This window comes from Streptomyces sp. NRRL S-646, from assembly GCF_000720765.1.
Taxonomy (GTDB): Bacteria; Actinomycetota; Actinomycetes; order Streptomycetales; family Streptomycetaceae; genus Streptomyces.
Genome location: NZ_JODC01000033.1, coordinates 79958 through 100551, shown reverse-complemented (window position 1 = coordinate 100551; position 20594 = coordinate 79958). Strand labels below are relative to the sequence as shown.

Annotated in this window: 15 protein-coding genes and 1 pseudogene; 7 read left to right on the top strand and 9 right to left on the bottom strand. The window is 72.0% G+C overall.

The features are described 5' to 3' along the window. Positions 1-856 precede the first annotated feature (856 nt). The gene (locus tag IH68_RS0146075; RefSeq protein WP_030949050.1) at positions 857-2242 is read left to right on the top strand and encodes an MFS transporter; all 1386 of its coding nucleotides are present in this window, start codon (positions 857-859) and stop codon (positions 2240-2242) included. Positions 2243-2282: 40 nt separating this feature from the next. Here IH68_RS0146075 and IH68_RS0146070 read toward each other — a convergent pair whose 3' ends face one another. From IH68_RS0146070 to lnt, 4 genes are all read right to left on the bottom strand, one after another. Next, positions 2283-4232: a helix-turn-helix domain-containing protein gene (locus tag IH68_RS0146070; protein WP_030949047.1), complete on the bottom strand. Its 1950-nt coding sequence runs from the start codon at positions 4230-4232 to the stop codon at positions 2283-2285. A 192-nt stretch (positions 4233-4424) separates the two neighbouring features. Further along, positions 4425-5225 (bottom strand): 3-hydroxybutyrate dehydrogenase, encoded by an 801-nt coding sequence (locus IH68_RS0146065; RefSeq protein WP_030949044.1) that lies wholly within the window; start codon positions 5223-5225, stop codon positions 4425-4427. A 54-nt stretch (positions 5226-5279) separates the two neighbouring features. Beyond that, positions 5280-5759 (bottom strand): NUDIX hydrolase, encoded by a 480-nt coding sequence (locus IH68_RS0146060; RefSeq protein WP_030949042.1) that lies wholly within the window; start codon positions 5757-5759, stop codon positions 5280-5282. 68 nt (positions 5760-5827) lie between these two features. Further along, complete coding sequence (gene lnt, locus IH68_RS0146055; protein ID WP_030949039.1) at positions 5828-7438, bottom strand: apolipoprotein N-acyltransferase; 1611 nt, start codon at positions 7436-7438, stop codon at positions 5828-5830. Between the two features lie 246 nt (positions 7439-7684). Here lnt and IH68_RS0146050 point away from each other — a divergent pair, with 246 nt between their 5' ends. Continuing rightward, positions 7685-8752 carry an O-antigen ligase family protein gene (locus IH68_RS0146050; RefSeq protein ID WP_030949037.1) on the top strand — a complete coding sequence of 356 codons (1068 nt, stop codon included), beginning with the start codon at positions 7685-7687 and terminating at the stop codon, positions 8750-8752. An 11-nt stretch (positions 8753-8763) separates the two neighbouring features. On the opposite strand, the gene IH68_RS0146045 is transcribed toward IH68_RS0146050, so the two are convergent. Together IH68_RS0146045 and IH68_RS0146040 are read right to left on the bottom strand one after the other, a co-directional pair. Further along, complete coding sequence (locus IH68_RS0146045; protein ID WP_030949034.1) at positions 8764-9309, bottom strand: hypothetical protein; 546 nt, start codon at positions 9307-9309, stop codon at positions 8764-8766. A 106-nt stretch (positions 9310-9415) separates the two neighbouring features. Beyond that, entirely contained in the window at positions 9416-10201 is a 786-nt protein-coding gene (locus tag IH68_RS0146040; protein WP_030949031.1) for a glutamate racemase, read from the bottom strand. 39 nt (positions 10202-10240) lie between these two features. Here IH68_RS0146040 and IH68_RS0146035 point away from each other — a divergent pair, with 39 nt between their 5' ends. Beyond that, on the top strand, positions 10241-11440 hold the full coding sequence (locus IH68_RS0146035; protein ID WP_037886401.1) for a glycosyltransferase: 1200 nt from the start codon (positions 10241-10243) through the stop codon (positions 11438-11440). Positions 11441-11513: 73 nt separating this feature from the next. Here IH68_RS0146035 and IH68_RS58815 read toward each other — a convergent pair. Together IH68_RS58815 and IH68_RS0146020 are read right to left on the bottom strand one after the other, a co-directional pair. Then, positions 11514-11864 (bottom strand): annotated as a pseudogene (locus tag IH68_RS58815) (hypothetical protein); the annotation flags it as partial. Between the two features lie 106 nt (positions 11865-11970). After that, a complete protein-coding gene (locus tag IH68_RS0146020) occupies positions 11971-13287 on the bottom strand; it encodes a TerD family protein (RefSeq protein WP_030949026.1) in 1317 nt (438 codons plus the stop codon). Positions 13288-13584: 297 nt separating this feature from the next. Here IH68_RS0146020 and IH68_RS0146015 point away from each other — a divergent pair, with 297 nt between their 5' ends. From IH68_RS0146015 to IH68_RS0146000, 4 genes are all read left to right on the top strand, one after another. After that, on the top strand, positions 13585-14016 hold the full coding sequence (locus tag IH68_RS0146015; RefSeq protein ID WP_030949024.1) for a DUF6643 family protein: 432 nt from the start codon (positions 13585-13587) through the stop codon (positions 14014-14016). A 43-nt stretch (positions 14017-14059) separates the two neighbouring features. Continuing rightward, positions 14060-14887, top strand: a complete 828-nt coding sequence (locus IH68_RS0146010) for an MOSC domain-containing protein (protein WP_030949022.1) — start codon at positions 14060-14062, stop codon at positions 14885-14887. Positions 14888-15103: 216 nt separating this feature from the next. Beyond that, positions 15104-15709: a hypothetical protein gene (locus tag IH68_RS0146005; protein ID WP_030949021.1), complete on the top strand. Its 606-nt coding sequence runs from the start codon at positions 15104-15106 to the stop codon at positions 15707-15709. Between the two features lie 108 nt (positions 15710-15817). Next, positions 15818-18262, top strand: a complete 2445-nt coding sequence (locus IH68_RS0146000; RefSeq protein ID WP_030949020.1) for a right-handed parallel beta-helix repeat-containing protein — start codon at positions 15818-15820, stop codon at positions 18260-18262. Here IH68_RS0146000 and IH68_RS0145995 read toward each other — a convergent pair. Beyond that, complete coding sequence (locus tag IH68_RS0145995) at positions 18232-20586, bottom strand: hypothetical protein (RefSeq protein ID WP_030949017.1); 2355 nt, start codon at positions 20584-20586, stop codon at positions 18232-18234. The two genes, IH68_RS0146000 and IH68_RS0145995, sit on opposite strands and share 31 nt — an antisense overlap. Positions 20587-20594: the final 8 nt, after the last annotated feature.

Here is a 20594-nt window from a genome sequence, read left to right as displayed (position 1 = left end):
GTCTGGGTGTACTGGCAAGGACCGTGCGTGGTGCGCGGCGGGGCATCGTAAGCGGAGGCGGTGGTGCTGCCCCCGGACACAGCCAACGCTGCTGCCGCCAATGCGGTCATGAGAGTTTGGTTCATCCTGCGCACCCTCCAAAAGATCGTCAGATTTCGGAGCGGTCGGAGTCTAAGGCGCGGCCCGGCGCGCGAGAACCCGTCCGCAAGCCATGTCCGCCTCCCCGCCTCCCCGCCTTCGGGCCGGGGCCGCAGGCCACTTCGTTCGGATGTGGCACAGCGCCGGCTGACTGATCAGGGCGTCCACCGGTGCACGACGGATGCTCCCCGAACCCGGTCGAGCGGCCCCACCGGTCCGCGTCGAGGCCCCGTCCGAACGCTGTCGTGTGCATGAGGTGATCTCACCGGGGTGTCGCTATCAAGACTGACGGTGCCGCTGCCGTCATCTCGGGTGGGCCTTCGACGAGTCCGGGCCAGCTGAGTGGACGCTGGATTCCCTGGCCGCGGCAGCGCGGGCTCAAGGGATCGAGGTGGGACGAACGCGCACCGCGTTCAGGCGCAGCACCTTACCCATCCCCGTGAAGGCTGAGCCGCGAGGGCGGGCTCCGTCCCTCAAGCACCAAACCAGCACGGGAGTCAGCACCGCACCGTCAAATCACCCCGAACTACGCATCCCGAACGGCACTCGTTTCGACCACCTTTGAGTCCCTGCACCGCCCTGTCGTGAGCCGGCATGGTGGCCGCACGCATAGCCGATCCCCGAACTATGTTGCCCCACCACATGTGCGCCTGACCTGCGTGTTTCTACGGTGTGCCGAAACGTACCCGTCCCCACCGCACACGAGGAAGTGGCGAACATGGCCTCCGCAGCAACCGCTCCACCACCGCCCGCGAACCTCAAGCGCATCGTCGCCGCCAGCCTCATAGGCACCACCATCGAGTGGTACGACTTCTTCCTCTACGGTTCCGCTGCCGCGCTCGTCTTCAACAAGCTGTTCTTCCCGGACTCGGACCCCCTGGTCGGCACGCTGCTCTCCTTTCTGACGTACGCCGTCGGATTCGCCGCCCGTCCGCTGGGCGCACTGGTCTTCGGGCACTACGGCGACCGCATCGGACGCAAGAAACTGCTGGTGCTGAGTCTGCTGCTGATGGGCGGGGCGACGTTCGCGATCGGGTTGCTGCCGACGCACGCGAGTGTCGGCGCAGCGGCGCCCGTGCTGCTGACCACCCTGCGCCTGGTCCAGGGCTTCGCGCTGGGCGGTGAGTGGGGCGGGGCCGTGTTGCTGGTGTCCGAGCACGGCGATGCCCGGCGCCGCGGTTTCTGGGCCTCGTGGCCGCAGACCGGCGCGCCCGCGGGGCAGTTGCTCGCCACCGGTGTGCTGTCCGTGCTGACGGCCGTGCTGTCGGACGACGCCTTCGGGTCCTGGGGCTGGCGGATCCCGTTCCTGCTCTCCGGCGTGCTGGTGATCGTCGGTTTGTGGATTCGTCTGTCTGTCGATGAATCGCCGGTGTTCCAGCAGGCGTTGGCGCAGGCCGAGGCCCGCAAGGCCGACCGGAGCGCGGCGGCGGAGAAGCTGCCGCTGGTGTCCGTACTGCGCCACCACTGGCGGGACGTGCTGGTCGCGATGGGCGCGCGCATGGCGGAGAACATCAGCTACTACGTCATCACCGCGTTCATCCTCGTCTACGCCACCACGTCGGCAGGCGTGTCCAAGCAGACCGCGCTCAACGCGGTGCTGATCGCATCGGCCGTGCACTTCGCGGTCATCCCGGCCTGGGGGGCGCTGTCGGACCGGGTCGGACGGCGGCCGGTGTATCTGCTGGGCGCGGTCGGCGTCGGGCTGTGGATGTTCCCGTTCTTCTCCCTCATCGACACCGGCGGCTTCGGCAACCTGATCCTCGCGGTCACCGTGGGCCTGGTGCTGCACGGCGCGATGTACGCACCCCAAGCCGCCTTCTTCTCCGAGATGTTCGCGACCCGGATGCGCTACTCGGGTGCCTCGATCGGCGCCCAGTTCGCCTCGGTCGCGGCGGGCGCCCCGGCACCCCTGATCGCCACCGCGCTGCTCGACGACTACGACAGTTCCACCCCGATCGCCCTGTACGTCATCGCCGCGGCCGTTCTGACGGTCCTCGCGGTGGGGGTCGCCAAGGAGACCCGTCACCGGGACCTGGCCGAGGTCGAACCGGCCGCCGGCGCGGACCGCTCGACTGCCCCGGCGGCGGACGCCCGCACCGTGTGACCCGCCGTCAGCCTCCCCCCGTACGCCTGGCGTACGGGGGTCAGTGCTGTGCGCGTGCCGACAACCGGTGCAGCCGCAGGGCGAGTTGGATCTCCAGGGCGCGGGCCGGGTCCTGCCAGTCGTCGCCCAGGAGGCGGCCGACGCGCTCCAGGCGCTGCGCCACCGTGTTGACGTGGACGTGCAGTTCGTCCTTGGTGCGGGCGGGGCTCATGCCGCAGGTGAAGTAGGCGTCGAGGGTGTGCACGAGGTCGGTGCCGCGTCGTTCGTCGTAGGCGACGACCCGGCCGATGGTGCGGTCGACGAAGCCGGCGATGTCCCGGTCCCCGGCGAGCAGCAGGCCGAGGAAACCGAAATCCTCGGCCGCGGCCCCGTCACCGGGGCGGCCGAGCAGGCGCAGGGCGTCCAGACAGCGTCGGCCCTCCGCGTAGGCGGCGGCCGCGGTGTCGGGGCGCGCGGCGAGGTCCTGGACGGGGGCGGATGCACCGACGGTGACCGCCTCGTGGACGGCTGTGCCCAGTTGGCGGGCGGTACGGCGGGCCACGTCGGTGGCGGTGTCGCCGGGGGCCAGCGGCAGCAGCAGGACGGTGCCGCCGTCGCGGGCGGCGGCCAGGCCGTGCCGGGTCGCCGCGAGGTGGGAGGCGGCGGACCACAGGCGGCGGCGGGCGGCCGCCTCCTGGTCGGCGTCGGGTGCGGTGCCGTCGAGTCGGGCGGCGAGCACCACGTGGGTGGCGTCGAGGTCGGCGTGCAGCCGGGATGCGCGCTCGCGCAGCAGGCGCGGGTCGCGGTCGCGAGCGTCGAGGAGGTCGTCCAACAGCTCGCCACGGACGCGCTGTTCGGCCTCGGCGGCCGAGCGTCTGGCGAGCTGCAGCAGCGAGGTGACCATCGCGGCCCGTTCCAGGGTGAGCTGGTCGACGGGGTCGAGGCCGGGGTGGCCGCGCAGGACGAGCGCGCCGAGCAGCTCGCCGCCGGCGGCCACGGCGGCGATCCAGTCGTCCTCGTGCCGTACGGCGTGCCCTTCGGCCCGGGAAGCCTCCAGGGGTGTTGCAGGTGCGTCGCCCGCCTCGGTGAACTCGACCGTGCCGTCGAGGACTTGGGAGACGGCCGCGGCCACGTCATGGACCCCGCCGCCGCGCAGCACCAGCTCCGCAAGCCGGTCGTGAACGTCGGAGGCGCGCTCGATGACGGCGCTGCGGTCCTGGATGATCTCGTTGGCGCGCTCCAGGCCGGCCAGGGCCGAGCGGGTCTCGGTGAGGAGGTTGGCGGTGTCGATTGCGGCCGCGGCCAGTGCGGCGAACGAGCCGAGCAACGCGATCTGTTCCCGTTCGAAGACCCGGGCGCGCCGGTCGGCCGCGAACAGGACACCGATGACGTGATGACCCAGCATCAGGGGCACGCCGAGGATGGCGACCAGGCCCTCGTCGCGCACACCGGCATCGATGGCGTGCGTGTGCTGGAAGCGGTCGTCCTCGAAGTAGTCGTCGGTGACATACGGGCGGGCCGTCTGGGCCACGAGGCCGCCGAGCCCCTCCCCCATGCCGAGCCGCAACTGCTGGAAGCGGGCGGCGACCGAGCCCTCGGTCACCCGCATGTAGGTGTCGCCGCGCTCCGGGTCGTTCAGGCTGAGGTAGGCGACGTCGGTGCCGAGCAGGGAGCGGGCGCGCTGCACGATCGCCTGCAGTACGGCGTCCAGGTCCCGCAGGCCCGCGAGGTCGTGGGCGGTCTCGAAGAGCGCGGACAGCTCGGCCTCGCGGCGGCGGCGCCCCTCCAGTTCCGCGCGCACGCGCAGCGCGAGCAGCTTGGCGTGCTCGAGCGCGGCGATCGCCTCGGCGCTCCGCCCCTCGGCGCGGGCCAGCAGCACCGGCTGCTCGTAGGCGTCGGCGGACGCGCCCCTGGCCAGCAGCTGAAGGAACGGCGTCTCCGCGCCGGTGAGCGCACCAGCTGCGGCTTCGGCGTCGGTGCGCTCGGCGGACTGCACGTGATCGCGGGACATGCCCACAGGATTACTCATCGCGAGGCCGCTCCGTCAGCCCTGTGGACAGTGTGCCTTTCCGGGGGCTGTGACATCGACGCCTCCGGCGCGGGCCCCCGGACCCCCAGCAGAGAAGCACGGCAGTCAGGACCGCCGGTACGGACGTCGTGGGGCGAATCTGCGTAACTCGTGGCTGCACCGGTGCCTGCCCGGTCAGTGTGCGGTCCAGCCGCCGTCGAGGGCCAGCGAGGTGCCGGTCACGAAGGAGGCCTGCGGGCTGCACAGATAGGCCACAGCCTCGGCGACCTCCTCCGGTTCGATGAGCCGTTTGACGGCGCTGTCCTGCAGCAGCACCTCCGCCAGGACGCGCTCCGCGGGAATGCCGTGCGCCTGCGCCTGGTCGGCGAGCTGCTTCTCGACTAGGGGGGTGCGCACATAGGCGGGGTTCACACAGTTCGAGGTGACGCCGTGGGGTGCGCCTTCGAGGGCGGCGGTCTTGGACAGGCCCTCCAGACCGTGTTTGGCGGCCACATAGGCCGACTTGTAGGCCGAGGCGCGCAGTCCGTGGACGGAGGACACGTTGACGATGCGGCCCCACCCCTGGCCGTACATGTGGGGCAGCGCTCCGCGGATGAGGCGGAAAGGTGCCTCCAGCATCACGGTGAGCACCGTGTGGAAGACCTCGGGCGGAAACTCCTCGATGGGGCGCACCAGTTGCAGCCCGGCGTTGTTGACCAGCACGTCGGTGCCCGCCGCGGCCAGTTCGGCGGCGTCGAGGTCGGTGAGGTCGAGGACCTGCGGTTCGACCGTGCCCGCGAGGCCCCGGGCCTGCTCGGCCAGCGTGTCCAGGCCCTCGGCGTCCCGGTCGACCGCTCTCACCTTGGCCCCGGCGGCCGCGAGGCGCAGCGCACAGGCGCGGCCGATACCACCGGCGGCGCCGGTGACGAGGGCGGTGCGGCCGCCGAGGTCGAGGGAGGGGGCGTGGGGAGCCGGGAGGGCGCTGGGCGGGGTCATGTCTCGACCCTAAGCAGCAGCACCGCCTCCCCACATGTGCTCATCGCCCATACTTCACTCGGAACTCATGGGCTCGAACCATGTGGGTTCGTCGGACAGGGCCTGCTTGATCCGGAAGTAGTGGTAGTCGGTCATGTCCGGCAGCTCGTCCAGGGCGAACCAGCCGACCGCCAAGGACTCGTCGTCGTTCACCCGGGCCTCGCCGTCGAGGGCGCGGCAGCGGAAGCAGAGGTCCATGAACTGGCAGATGTCGCCGTTGGGGTAGGTGACCTGCCGACCGGACCGGACCGTGATCAGCCGCTCGACGGCGACCCGGACGCCGGTCTCCTCCTGCACCTCGCGCACGAGGGCGGCGGCGGGCTGCTCACCGGGATCCGGGATGCCGGAGATCAGCGCCCACCGGTGGTTGTCGGCACGCTGCCCGAGCAGGACTCTGCCCGCGTCGTTGAAGACGACGGCGCTCACGCCGGGAAGCCAGAGCAGCTGGTGGCCTGCGGAGGCCCGGATCTCGCGGATGAAGTCAGGAGTCGCCATGACACCGACCCTAAGGGGCCGGTGTCCCGGTCCCGGCGCACTTCGCGGGGCGTGCGCGGGGCGTACGGCTACACGTTCCGGGCGCGCCGCCCGCGTACACCAGCGCCGATCGCCCAGCCGAGGCCGCCCGCGGCGACCAGCACCAGGGCGATCTCCGGCAGGATGCCCACCCGGGTGGCGGGCGTCTCCGAGGAGCGCAGCGGCACCTTCTGCACCAGGTGGGCGTGGACGAACATGCCGGTCTTCTGAGTGATCTTCCCGTCCGGCATGATGACCGCGCTGACGCCGCTGGTGACCGGCACGGTGACGGTCCGGCTGTGCTCCACGGCGCGGACGCGGGACATGGCGAGCTGCTGGTAGGTCATCTCGCTGCGGTCGAACGTCGCGTTGTTGCTCGGCACGGAGATCAACTGCGCACCGTCGGTGACCTCGGAGCGCACCGCCCAGTCGAAGGCGGCCTCGTAGCAGGTGACCAGGCCGACCTTGGCGTGGTCCATGGTGAACACGCCCGGCTTGGTGCCCCGGGTGAAGTCCTGGCGCTGCATCGAGGTCCAGTTGCTGTTGATCGCGCCGATCAGGGAGCGCAGCGGCAGGTACTCACCGAAGGGCTGGATCTGCCGCTTGTCGTAGGTGTCCGTCGGGCCCTTCTTGGGGTCCCACAGGATCTGCTCGTTGTACCACTTGCCGCCCCGCTCGACCACGCCGCCGACCGAGATGGGCACCCCGATCGCCTTGGCGGCGCCGTCGATGACGGCGTACGCGTCGGCGTTGGCAAAGGGATCGACGTCGGAGGAGTTCTCCGGCCACAGCACGAAGTCGGGCTTGGGCGTCTTCCCTGCCTTGACCTCGGCGGCCAGGCGCCTCGTCTCGCGCGCGTGGTAGTCGAGCACGGCGCGCCGCTGAGCGTTGAACTCCAGCCCGGAGCGCGGCACATTGCCCTGGATGAGCGCGACGGTCGCATAGCCGTCCTCGGCCTTGTCGCTGACCAGCGCACGGGCGGCGACCGCGCCGACCACCGGGACGGCCACGCTCAGCAGGGCGACGGCCGCGGCCGACCGCTGGACGGCCCGGGTTCGCCGCGCATCCAGGGCGAGCCGTACGACCTCGTAGAGGCCGAAGCCGCACAGGACGACCGCAAAGCCGAGTACAGGGGTGCCGCCCACCGCTGCCAGCGGCAGGAAGATGCCGTCGGCCTGACCGAATGCGATCTTGCCCCAGGGGAAGCCGTTGAACGGCACGCGCGCGCGTGCCGCCTCGCCCGCTATCCATACCGCTGCCGCCCACACCGGCCACGCGGGCAGCTTCGACACCACGGCGACGCCCGCACCGACCAGCGCGATGAAGATCGCCTCGATCGCGACCAGCGCCAGCCAGGGCACGGAGCCGACCTCCACGCCGGTCCACACCAGCAGCGGCAGCAGGAAGCCGAGGCCGAAGAGGTAGCCGAGGCCAAGGCCCGCCTTCCAGGTGCGGCCGCGCAGCACCCAGCCGAAGAGGGCGAAGGCCGGAACGGCCAGCCACCACAGGGTGCGGGGCGGGAAACTGACGTAGAGCAGCACTCCGGAGAGCGCCGCGGCGAGGGCCGGAACCAGGCGTACGAGGCGCGCCGCGCGTGATGCGGGCGCGGTCTGCGGCTGCAACTGGTCCGACTCGTCCACGGAGGTTGCGGTGACGGTCACTCCGGGAGTGTACGGCGCGTGACCTTGACACGGACAGCGCGGTCCGCGGGGCGGCACGGGGACGCTGCGCGACGCAGGTGCCGCATCGTTCCTGCGCAACTCGGCCCAACTCATCCACAAAACGTCCATCAGCCGTTACGGTGTGCCCAGCCACAGTCGCGCGGCCGGTCACGGCCTCGGCGGCCTGGGTCGTGCGAGGTCGGGGGGCTTCGGTCCGGTTCGGGGGGCGGGGTGGGTTCAACAGGGATGACGTCTGAAGCCGGTCCTGGGGAGGTCGGCGAGAGACGAAACGTTTCTGACGCGGTGGGTGTGGTGGTGCTCGGGGCGTGTGCCACCTGGTCGCTGGTCACGGCGACCGTGCATGACGGCCGCCCCGAGGGTGTGCTGCTCGCGGTGCTGGCCGTGGTGGCCGGTTATGCCGCGGGGCGGATCTGCGGGGCGCTGCTGCCGGTGGCCGCGCCGTGTGCCGGGGCGCTGGCCGGGCTGGGCCTGGCGGTGGCCGTGCCGCACCTCGCCCCAGGACCGCAGATCGTGGCACCACTCGGACATGCCGGTGCCACTGCGGCACTGCTGACCCTGTGCGTGGGCGCTGCGTGCTGCGCTGCCTGGGCCGCCGACTCGCCGGCCGGGCGGTTCGCCATGGGCGCGCTGGCGGCCGGCATCACCGTGACCGCAGCCGTCCTGGGCTCGACCAGCGGTTTCGTCGTCTGTACCGCCGTGTTGCTGTGCTCGCTGGCTGCCGGCCGCATGCACAGCCGCGGAGCGGGCGTCGCCGGACTCGCCCTCACCGGGGCCCTGGTCACGGGTCTGACCTGGGCCGTCGCCGCACACACCCTGCCCGAGGGACTGACCGCCTCCTTGGACGGCCCGCTCACCCAGCACCGCATCCAGCTGTGGCAGGACGCCCTGCATCTGGCGCACCGCAATGCAGCGCTGGGCGTGGGACCGGAGCGTTTCGGTGAACTGAGCACGACGGCCACCCGGACCCTGCTCTCGGACGGCAAGCCGCACTCGGCGCTGCTGCAGCAGGCCTCGGAACAGGGCGTCGTCGGCGTGGTCCTGCTGGGGGCTTCCTTCTGCTGGGTGCTGCATGCGCTGTGGCGCTCTCCTCGGCCCACACCGGTGGTGCTCACTGCGGGGGCGGCCCTGACGGGACTGGCGGCGATCGCCGCGGTCGGCAACGCGCTGAGCTTCACCGCCGTGTCGGTCGGCGCGGGCCTCCTTGCCGGCCTGGCCACGGCCAGTCCGCTCGCCGACGAGTCACCGCAGCAGGAGGTGGGCGTACCCCCGCGCCGTGACCGGCTCACACCATGACGGGGGGGTGCTCAGTGCAGTGCGCCGGTCGTGCCCGGACGCAGCCGGTCCTTGATGACCCGGACCGCGGCCTCGGCGTTGTCCACGGTGACCGTGAACGTGTGCCCGTCCCACAGGCGCAGGACGACGCCCTCGCCGCGCCGCACGACGACCGCGGTGCCCTTCTCGGGCCGCCAGCGGTAGCCCCAGCCGCCCCAGTGGCGCGGGTTGACGTGCGCCGTGAATTCGGCGCCGGCGACATGGGAGAGGGGAATGCGGCGGCGCGGCACACCGATGTGGCCGCAGCGCACCTCGAGGCACTCCGTGTCCAGCTTCAGATCGACGTGCAGGAACGCGAGCGTGCCGAAGAGGACCAGCAGGCCGGCAGCGATGCAGCCGACGACGGCCATGACGAGCGGAACGATGCCGGACGTCCAGGCGGAGTCGACGGCCAGCTCGATGCCGAGCGCCATGACGGCCGCCCCGGCCAGCGCCGGCAGCCACTGGACCCGCTTGGTGGCGTGTCCGGTCCAGACGTCGGAGTGCTTGGCTTTCTCACCGTGGGGGTGGTCCCTCATGGCTACGAGGTTACTCAGGTTTCGCTGCGCGGGCACCGAGTCGCGGAGTGTGACCGTGCCCACCGGGCGTAGCGCGGACCGCGGGCGTGCGTTTCGCGGCTTCCGGTCACCGTGCGGGGCTGACCGCCTTGAGGAAACGTCCCTCTTCATAGGTCAGCGCGGTCTCGGGCAGCTCGGCCTCACGGCCGCTGAGTAGCACCGTGAGAGTGCCGTCGGCGGGGGCCTCGGGGGCGGGCTGCGCGCCGATCCTGCGCAGGCCCTGGGCGACGACCGCGCCGGCGGTGCCGTGCAGGATGAGCGGCGGCCGACCGGGCTGCTGCACGGCGGTGCGGATGCGCTCGGCGACCAGTTCGTAGTTGGTGCAGCCGAGGACGAGGGTCGTGATGTCGTCGGGGGTGCGTGCAGCGGCCGCGGCAACGGCGGCCTCGACCGCCGCCTCGTCGGCGTGGTGCACGGCGTCCGCAAGCCCGGGACAGGGCACTTCAGTGACGTCCACACCCGCGGCGAACTCGGCGATGAGACCCCGCTGGTAGGGGCTGCCCGTGGTGGCGGGGGTGGCCCAGATTGCGACGGGGCCGCCGCCGGCGGCGGCGGGCTTGATCGCGGGCACGGTGCCGATGATCGGCAGCTCCGGCTCGAAACGGGCGCGCAGCGCCGGAAGGGAGTGCACGGACGCGGTGTTGCAGGCGACGATCAGAACGTCGGGCTTGTGCGCCGCGGCAGCCCCGGCGACGTCCAGGGCACGCTGGGTGATGTCCTCCGGGGTGCGCGGTCCCCAGGGCATCCCGTCGGGGTCCCACGACAGGACGAGATCCGCGTCGGGCCGCAGACGGCGCGCCACGGCGGCGGCAGGAAGCAGACCGATTCCGGAGTCCATGAGCGCGATCTTCACCCGGCCACGATAGACGATGGGCCCTTGCGGGCAGGTCGGGTGGGGCAGACTGCGCGGGTGAGCGCCATCGTGTGGATCGCCGCCGTATCACTCGCCGCCTGGCTGTGGCTGCTGCTGTGTCAGGGCTTCTTCTGGCGCACGGACGTCAGGCTGCCGCCCCGCCGGGATCCCGACGAGTGGCCGTCGGTGTGCGTGGTCGTCCCCGCGCGCGACGAAGCCGCCGTGCTGCCCGCGAGCCTGCCGTCGCTGCTCGCCCAGGAGTATCCGGGCCGGGCGGAGATCTTCCTGGTCGACGACGGCAGCTCGGACGGCACCGGGGAGCTGGCCCGCGCACTGGCGGACACCCGCGGCGGACTGCCCCTGACCGTCGCCTCCCCCGGCGAACCGCCCGTCGGCTGGACGGGCAAGCTGTGGGCCGTGCGGCACGGCATCAACCTGGCACGCGCGCGTGGACCCGAATATCTGCTGCTCACGGACGCGGACATCGCGCACGCGCCGGACAGCCTGCGCGCATTGGTCGCCGCCGCGCGCAGCGGCGGCTTCGACGTCGTGTCACAGATGGCGCGGCTGCGGGTGGAGAGCCCGTGGGAGCGGCTCGTGGTGCCGGCCTTCGTCTATTTCTTCGCGCAGCTGTACCCGTTCCGCCGGATCGGCAGGAAGGGGACACGCACTGCGGCCGCCGCGGGTGGCTGCGTGCTGCTGCGCACCGAGGCCGCCGCGCGGGCGCGGATCCCGGACGCGATCCGGCACGCTGTCATCGACGACGTGGCGCTCGCGCGCGCGATCAAGGGCAGCGGCGGGCACATCTGGCTGGGGCTGGCCGAGCGGGTGGACAGCGTGCGGCCCTATCCCCGGCTGCACGATCTGTGGCGGATGGTGTCACGCAGCGCGTACGCGCAGTTGCGGCACAACCCGCTGCTGCTGGTCGGGACGGTCGCCGGGCTGGTGCTGGTGTATCTGGTGCCGCCCGCGGCCCTGGTGGCAGGTCTGGCCGCCGGGGATGGGGCAGCGGGACTCGTCGGGGGTGCCGCGTGGCTGGTGATGACGGGAACGTACATCCCGATGCTCCGCTATTACCGCCAGCCGCTGTGGCTCGCTCCGCTGCTGCCGTTCACCGCGTTCCTCTATCTCTTGATGACTCTCGATTCCGCGGTGCAGCACTACCGGGGACGCGGTGCGGCCTGGAAGGGCCGCACCTACGCCCGCCCGGACGCCGTCGCGGACGAGCACCCTCTCTAGGCTCTTGACCGGGAAGGCTTGCCCACTGGTTGAGCGAGCGCTGCATTCAGCAGTGCCTGTGCTGACAGGAACCTCGCCCCGGTACTCCGCGCAGGGACACCTCCTTGGGGGAGTAGCAGCCGTGGAAGTAGCGCATGCCGTGGCTGCGCCGATAGGTCGCGGGGTGCCGCTCGGGGTGATCGGAAGGGGCTCAGCGGGCCCCGCCGGTGGGGCGGATGCCCAACGGGCCGACCTCGTCGAACGCGAACACGCGAGCCGGGAAGCGTTCCAAGGCGATCACCGGCGCCCGGTTCCCGCCGGCCGAGGCGAGCAGCATCGTCGCGTGCCGTCAGCGCACAGAGCCGGTGCTGCTCCGGCGCACGATCTGCTGCAGCTTCTGCCCCTCCTGGTCGGTCAGTCTGCGCACCCGCACAGGCTCGGCCATCGCGCCTCCACGGCTGGGATCGGACGTTGGCTCACATCCAACCTGCTCAGACCCCGCAGAGACGCCCACCAACCCGGCGAACCTTCCCGGTCAAGGCACCAGGCGCTCACTTCCTGCCAGGAGTCCAGTTCATGCCCCACCCGTAGGCGTAGTCGACGGTCCGCTGGGGGCTCACCCCGCGCTCGGGCACCAGGTAGCGGGCCTCGCGCTGGACGACCAGGTCGCTGCCCGTGTTGGTGATCAGGGCGAGCGCGCACACCGTCGAGGGGACCGTGCACTCGTCGAGCGAGAAGTCGATCGCGGCGCCGAACTGCGGCTGGAGGGTGACCGTGGCGTGCAGGTCCGCGAAGGAGCGTGCGCCCTCGTAGATGGTCACGAAGACGAGGATCCGCCTGAAGGACTGTTTGTGGTCGAGGTTGATGGTGAGGTTCTCGCCGCTCGCGACGGCGCCGGTGCGGTCGTCGCCGTCAAGATGGATGTACGGCGGCCGCTGCAGGGCCCCGAAGGCATTGCCGAGGGCCTGGACGACACCCTTGCTGCCGTCGGTGAGTTCGTACAGGGCGCACAGGTCGAGGTCGAGGTCTGCGTGCATGGCGACCGCGCGGCCACGTTTGCTGCCCCATCCCGAGAACTGCTTGCGCACCTGCCAGTTGAGGTTCACGCGCATGGCGCCCGAGGTGCCGCCCTGTTTGGCCAGTGAGACCGCGGGGGCTGCCTTGGTGAGCGTCACCTTGCTCAGGCGGACCGGCTGCGCCGGGGGTGCGGGTGGCGGAGGTGGCTGCACGGCGGCCGGAGGCGCGACCGGCGGGGGCATGTGGACCGGCGGCGCAGTGGGCGGCGGCATGGTCACCGGCGGCGCGACGGGCGGGGACGTGGCCACCGGCGGCGCGGGGGCGTTGTGCTGCGGTTCGTCCACAGTGATCCCGAAGTCCGTGGCCAGGCCCTCGAGTCCGCTGCTGTAGCCCTGGCCGACCGCGCGGAACTTCCAGGCGCCCTGGCGGCGGTAGAACTCACCGAGCACGAAAGCGGTTTCCACGCTTGCGCCCGTGCTGTCGAAGCGGGCGGCCACGCCGCCCTGGGCGGCATCGCGGACCTCGATGTAGAGGTCGGGGACCTGTCCGAACGTGCCGCCGTCCGCGGAGGCGGCGAGGACGATCGTCTCGATCGCGGGCTCCACGCGCGCGAGGTCGACGAGCAGGGTGTCGACGATGCGGCCGCCGCCGTCGCGCTTGCCCTCGTATCGGACCGCCCCGGAGGCGTGCGCGGGCTGGTTGTAGAAGACGAAGTCGCCGTCGGAGCGGACCTTGCCGCCCACGAGCAGAAGTGCCGAGGCGTCCGCGTCCGGCACACCGGGACCGGAACGCCAGCCCAATTCCACCCGCAGTGCCGTCGTCGGCACCGGCGTATTCGATCCTTTCGGCATTGACATGTCCGCCCCCATCACGTGTCACTGCGCCGTCCGGATCCCGGCGGCTCTTCCGTTCTCTACCCGCACAACCTATTCCCCGGGACGGCGAACTCCCACGAGGAGCACAGGAGGACCGGTGACCAACCCGCCGGTAACCCGTCCCGAGCTCGGCCTTTACAGGACCGGTACCTCGTTCGACGCCCTTTTTTGCCAAGTTCGCTCGCATTGGGGATCCCGCGTCACTGCGAACACTCAAAACAACCCTCTTATCGGTCTCCCCAACTAGCACATCGAGGGCTTAACTTATGAGCCATGACCTCCCCCCGCTCCACCTTCGGCGGCGGTTACTACTCCGCCTTCCCGGACACCCCGATCTACGACCGGCTCGTCGCCGAGCGGGGCACCCCGCAGATCGCTCCGATCCGGGTCCCCGCCGCGTACGACGCGCCGGGCAGCTACCTGCCGGCCCTGCCGTCGGCCCTGCCGGCCCTTCCGGCGGGTCCCTCCCAGTCCTCCTACGGCTATCCGCAGGCGCAGCAGCCGGCACCACTGCAGCAGGCGCCCGCGGCCTACATCCCTCAGCAGGCCACGGCGCGCGGCTATCCCGGCCCGCAGCCGCCGCAGCCACAACGGCCGATGGCGGCCGGCACGGGCTACGAGGCGATGCGCCCCGCGGCTGCCCGGCCCGCCCCGGCTCCGTATCAGGACCCGTACAACAACCAGCAGCAGTACCGCGGCTACTGATCCGTCCTCCCCGGCTGTCACTGCCGCCTGGCAGGATGGCCTGATGGGGAACGCGCTGCTGCAGTCGATTCACGTGCATCCGGTGAAGGCGTTCCGGGGCCTTGCGCCCCGGGAAGCCGTCGTGGAGCCCTGGGGGCTGGCCGGAGACCGGCGCTGGGTGCTGATCGACGACGGGGGAAAGGTCGTCACACAACGTCAGCAGCCGCGCCTTGCGCTTGCCGCCGCCGAGCTCGTGCCCGGCGGCGGCGTTCGTCTGTCCGCGCCGGGCATGGACCCACTGTCCGTTCCGGTGCCCCGTCCGGTCGGCACGGTGCCGGTGGAGATCTTCGGCGACAAGGTAGAGGGGGTTCTCGCCGCGGAGACGGCCGCGCACGCCTGGTGCAGCGCGTATCTCGGCACCGGTGTGCGCCTCGTGCACATGGACGACCCGGCCACGCGCCGGCCCGTGGACCCGGAGTACGCACGGCCGGGCGAGACAGTCAGCTTCGCCGACGGCTACCCACTTCTGCTCACCACGGTCGCCTCCCTCGAGGCTCTCAACTCCCTGATCGCCCAAGGTGCTCGCCCGGGCGAGGGGCCGCTGCCGATGAACCGCTTCCGGCCGAACGTGGTCGTGGCCGGCACCGCGGCCTGGGCCGAGGACGACTGGTCCCGCATCGCGATCGGCGAGGTCACCTTCCGCATCGCCAAGATGTGCGGGCGCTGCGTGGTGACCACCACCGACCAGGGCACCGCTGTGCGGGGCAAGGAACCACTGGCCACGCTGGGACGCCACCGCCGCATCGACGGCAAGCTGGCCTTCGGCCAGAACCTGGTTCCCCTCTCCCCCGGCGCGATCCGCGTCGGCGATCCGGTGACGGTCCTCGCATAGCTCGCGGAGCGGTCGGCGGCTGCGAGGCGGTCCGCGAAGAAAGATCCGGACAAGGACCGGAGTGCGGGAACCATGGGCGGGGGCCTCGGCGTTGAGTTTTCGTGAGAAGTTCATGAGAGGCCCCGGTGACAGGTGATTTCGATCTCTCTTTGACCGGGCCCGCGGGTGAACGGCTCCACCGGGGGTTATCACGGAGCGGGAAGGGGGTGCGGGACAGTGCGAGCAATCGGCGGCCTCTGGCGCTGGCGGCACAATCCGCTGCGGCGCACGAGCGATCTGATCGAGGCGTGGGTGGCGCTGGTGGCGCTGCTGCTGATCCTGGCCGTCGCGCCCGTGATCGGTTCTCTCGTCGGCGGCATCGCCCGGGACGCCCTGCAGCAGTCCGTCCGGGACCAGCGCACGGCCCGCCACCTGGTGACGGCCACCGTGGTGCGCAAACTGGACCGCTCCCCACTGGACACCGACCCCGAGACGTCCTCGGCGCGGGACCTGCGCAGCCGCGTCATCGCCGACTGGACCGCACCGGACGGCTCCGGCCACCACGGCGCGGCCCTGGCGGAGCTCAAGTCCCCGAACCCCGGCGACCACTTCAAGATATGGACGGACCTGCACGGCCAGATAGTGGCCCGTCCGCTGGACTCCACGACGGCGACGACCCACGCAGTGCTCGCCGGGTTCGGTGCCGCCATGCTCACCGCGGGTGCCGTCGAGGGCGGCAGGCGGCTGATCGTCTGGCGCATGGTCCGTCGCCGGTACGCCCGTTGGGACCAGGCCTGGGACCGGGCGGGCCCGGACTGGGGCAGGACCGGGACGGGCAGCTGACGGCCTTACGGCTCTGGTCAACCCACCGCCCGCGCGCACGCTACGGTGGACCGGCCGAACGCAATCGGCATCAACCCGCGTACCACGAGGTGGGGGCACAGCAACGCCATGGCACAGGGCACGGTCCAGGTGACGCACACCGGCACATCGCGGTGGCGACGCCGCACGGGTGAGTACGCATCGCTCGCCGCCGCCCTGGAGGCCGCCGCCGACGGTGACGTCCTCACCGTCGCACCCGGCACCTACCGGGAAAACCTCGTCGTCCAGCGGTCGGTGACCCTCCGTGGGCCCGAGGGCTCTGCCGGTTCGGTGCGGATCGCACCGGTGGACGGGGTGCCGCTGACCGTGCGTGCCTCCGCCGTGGTCCAGGACCTGCACGTGGAGGGGCAGGACGCTTCGGTGCCCGCCCTGCTGGTCGAGGAGGGCACACCGGAACTGCTGGACGTTCGGATCATCACCCGCTCCGCGGCCGGCATAGAGGTGCGCGCAGGCGCGCGTCCGACCGTGCGGCGGTGCACCGTGGACAATCCGGCCGGCATCGGTATCGCCGTACTCGACGGCGGAGGCGGGGTGTTCGAGGAGTGCGAGGTCGTGGCCGCCGGTCAGTCGGGGGTCGCGGTCCGCGGCGGAGCACACCCGCGCCTCGAGCGCTGCCGGATCCATCACGCTTCGGGGGCGGGGCTGTCGGCGACCGGGGAGAACTCCGCGCTGGAAGCGGTGGGTTGCGAGGTGTACGAGGTCCGGGGCAGCGGCGTCCAGGTCACCGGCCGGGCCACCGCGCACCTCACGGACTGCGATGTGCACCGCACCACCGCGGACGGTGTCACGCTCGACACGGACGCGGTGCTCACCCTGGCCGACTGCCGCATCCACGACATCCCGGAGAACGCGGTCGATCTGCGCTCGCGCTCGGTGCTCACCCTGACCCGGACGACGGTGCGTCAGTTCGGGCGCAACGGCCTGTCGGTGTGGGATCCGGGCACGCGCGTGGACGCCAACCAGTGCGAGATCTTCGACAGCACGGGCGACTACCCGGCGGTGTGGGTCAGCGACGGCGCCACCGCGGTGCTGGAGTCCTGCCGGGTGCACGACGTGCCGGACGCCCTGTTCGTCCTGGACCGCGGCTCGCGCGCGGACGTCGTCGACAGCGACCTGTCCCAGGTCCGCAACACCGCCGTCTCGGTGAGCGACGGCGCGACCGCGCAACTCGACGACTGCCGCATCCGGGACGCCGCGACGGGTGCCTGGTTCCGCGACCACGGCAGCGGCGGAACCCTGAGCAACTGCACCATCGACGCCACCCAGACCGGCGTGATCGTCACCAAGGGCGCGGACCCCACCATCGAGCGCTGCACGATCGACTCCCCCGCCGAGGCGGGCTTCTACGTGTCGGCGGGCGGCCGCGGCAGCTTCGTGGGCTGCCGGGTGACGGGCAGCGGCGGCTACGGCTTCCATGTGATCGACGGCAGCCGTACGACACTGCGCAAGTGCCGCACGGAGCGGTGCGCGCGCGGTGGGTACGAGTTCGCGGAGGGCGGCGACGCGGCCCCCGGTTCGGGCCCCGTTGTCGAGGACTGCACCAGCGACGAGAGCTCGGGCCTCAGGCCGCCCGCGGCCCGGGAGACCGTCGTACAGACGGCCGCACACTCGCCCGGGCTGCTGGGCGCGATCCCCGGGCAGCGCACCACCGAGCAGGAGCCCCTGGTTGCCGCCGCGCAGCCCTCGCAGCCCGAGCAGTCGGCGCGGACGTCGAAGGCCGTGCTGGGTGAACTCGACGCGCTGGTGGGCCTGGAGAGCGTCAAGCGCGAGGTGCGGGCGCTGACCGACATGATCGAGGTGGGCCGGCGCCGGCAGCAGGCGGGCCTCAAGGCGGCCTCGGTCAAGCGGCATCTGGTCTTCACCGGCTCCCCCGGCACCGGCAAGACGACCGTGGCCCGCCTCTACGGCGAGATCCTCGCCTCGCTCGGCGTGCTGGAGAAGGGGCATCTGGTCGAGGTGTCACGGGTCGACCTGGTCGGCGAACACATCGGCTCGACGGCGATCCGCACCCAGGAGGCCTTCGACAGGGCGCGCGGCGGTGTGCTGTTCATCGACGAGGCGTACGCGCTGTCACCGGAGGACTCGGGCCGGGACTTCGGCAAGGAGGCCATCGACACGCTGGTGAAGCTGATGGAGGACCACCGGGACGCGGTCGTGGTGATCGTCGCGGGCTACACGGCCGAGATGGAGCGGTTCCTCTCGGTCAACCCCGGTGTGGCGTCCCGTTTCTCACGGACCATCACCTTCAGCGACTACGAGCCCGACGAACTGCTGCGGATCGTCGAGCAGCAGGCCGACGAGCACGAGTACCGGCTGGCGCCGGGCACCGCGGACGCGCTGCTGAAGTACTTCACGGCGATCCCGAAGGGCCCGGCGTTCGGCAACGGCCGGACCGCCCGCCAGACCTTCGAGGCGATGGTCGAGCGGCATGCGGGCCGGGTCGCGCAGGTCGACGAGCCGAGCACGGACGATCTGACCCTGCTCTACGCCGAGGATCTTCCCGACACCCCCTGAGACCGTGTCTCGGGGCGTGGAGCTGGTACCTCCGAGCGCAGCCGGGCCAGCAGCCGTTCCCGCTCCTCGGCGAAGGCCGGGTCGGCCTGGTAGTCGCCGTGGCCCAGGATCGGGGCCGGCAGCGGGTGCTGGGCGGTGCGGCCGTAGGCGAGAGGGTCCTTCAGGGGTGCGCGGTCCACCTCGGGGCCGCAGTCGCCGGACAGCCGGACCGGGCCGCCGATGGGGTCGGTGAGCCGGTACAGGTTGCGCCAGCAGTCGACGTCGTGGTGCAGGGAACTGAGGGCGGCGGGGCCGAAGTGGGCCGGGAACCAGCGGCCGTAGAGGCGCTCGAGCGGGGAGCCGTAGGTCAGCAGGGCGACCCTCCTGCGGACGGACGGCTTCAGCTGCCACGCCGCGGCGGCCGCGAGCACGCTGCCCTGGGAGTGCCCGGAGAGCACGAGGCGGCCGCCCGTGGCCCGCGTCCAGGTGGCCATCCGCCAGGTCAGGTCGGGTACCGCGCGCTCGGCGTAGCAGGGCGGGGCGAAGGGGTGGGCGGCTCGTGGCCAGAAGGTGCCGACGTCCCACAGGATGCCGATGGTGCGCCGCGCGGAGGCGTCCTTGTAGGCGCGCCTGCCCCAGGTGACGAAGAGTATGAAGCCCAGGCCGATCAGCCAGGAGCCCAGAGCCTGGGCGGTCTGTGCCGCGCCGTGCACGAAGGCGAAGGCGTGTTGCGCGGCCTCGCCCGGCGCCTGTTCGGTGTTCTTTGCGCCGAGGAGGGCTCCGGCGCCCAGCAGCAGGGTCGTGGCGGAGGTGACGGCGACGACCAGGGGACCGCGGTCGGTGAGTGCGGCCAGCGCGCGGGTGGTGGCGATGCGGCGGGTGCGCGCCGTGTCCTTGGGTTCGCCGGGGTAGTCGAGCTCGACGGTGCCCAGTTCGGTGCGGCGCAGCAGCCAGGCCCGCCGGCCCAGCCCGGCGCAGAAGACGAGCAGGACGAGGAGCAGTACGGGGATCACGGACGCCTGCCAGGTCAGCAGTACCGGCGGGCCGTCGATCGAGGCGCCGGTGCCGTCCAGCCAGTCGGACACCCGCTGGGAGAGGCCACCGGACATCACCCCGCCCAGGGCGCAGGCCAGCATCGCGACGGCGGGTCCGCCCTGGCCGCGCAGCACGGTGCGGGTGTCGGGGTGGCTGCGGTACAGCAGGTGGGCGACCACCGCGAGGGCGATCACCAGTAAGCCCTGGACCAGGGCGAGAGCGCCGAAGGTGGTGCCGCCGCCGGCCAGCAGGCCGCCCGACTGCCAGCCCGGGCGCTCCCAACCGGCGTACACCGCGGAGAGCAGCAGCAGGAGGAGGGCGGTCAGCGGCAGGCGTCGTACGAGGCGCTCGTCCAGCTCCTGGTCGAGGCGGTTCTCGCTGCGCCCGCGGCGACAGACCACCCACACCACGACCGCGGCGGTGGCGACGAGCGCCACCTCCAGGATCTCGCCCGCGAGGTCGAGTGCCGCCGGGCCGCCTGATCTGCCGTCGAAGCGTGCCGCGGAGGACGCGACCGCCGCGGCGACCGTCAGCAGGCCCGCCGCGGTGTGGGCGGCGCGCAGCCGGGCGACCAGTCGACGGCCGTACCAGAAGCCGGGCCGGTCCAGCGCGGTGCGGCCGGTCTCCTCGTCGGATTCGGGCCGGCGGTCGATGGGCTGCTGGGACTCGTACGCGCTCCAGGTGCGGTGGGAGAGGTACCACAGCAGGCCGGTGAGCGCGGCGGGCACCAGGGCCGCGACGGCGAGCCGGCGTCCGGGCCTGCTCCACCAGCCGTTGTGCGACACCTCGGGCGACAGGAAGCCGAGCCAGGAGTGCCGCTCCGCGCACGCGCGCGTGCCCGCGCACTGCCAGGCCGCCAGGTCCAGGGCGACCTCGCAGGCGGCCGCGACCAGCAGCACCGTCAACGTCAGGGCCGCCAGCCGTACGAGCAGCCCGTACAGGCGGACCGTCTGCCGGTGGCCGCGCGCGGTGGGCCGCATCCAGTGGGCGAGGTTGACCACCATGAACGGCAGGAGCAGCAGCCACAGGGCCCGTGCGCTGTTGCCGGAGGTGAGATTGCACCAGACGTACGCCTCCGGCACCGGTCGGCCGCGGTAGTCCTCGGGTCTGCTCTCCGCGTCGACGTCCTCGGCGCGCCGGAAGACGGCCGCCGTGTCGTCGCCGGTGATCCGCACCGTGCGCGGATCATTGAGCATCTCCTGGGGTGTGGTGCCGCCCACGCCGTGGACCAGGAGCTCCAGGGCGGTTGCGGACCCCTCGGGACCCGGGATGGGGCCGCTGGTCGGGACACGTTCCTGTGCACGTTCCACTGTTCGCA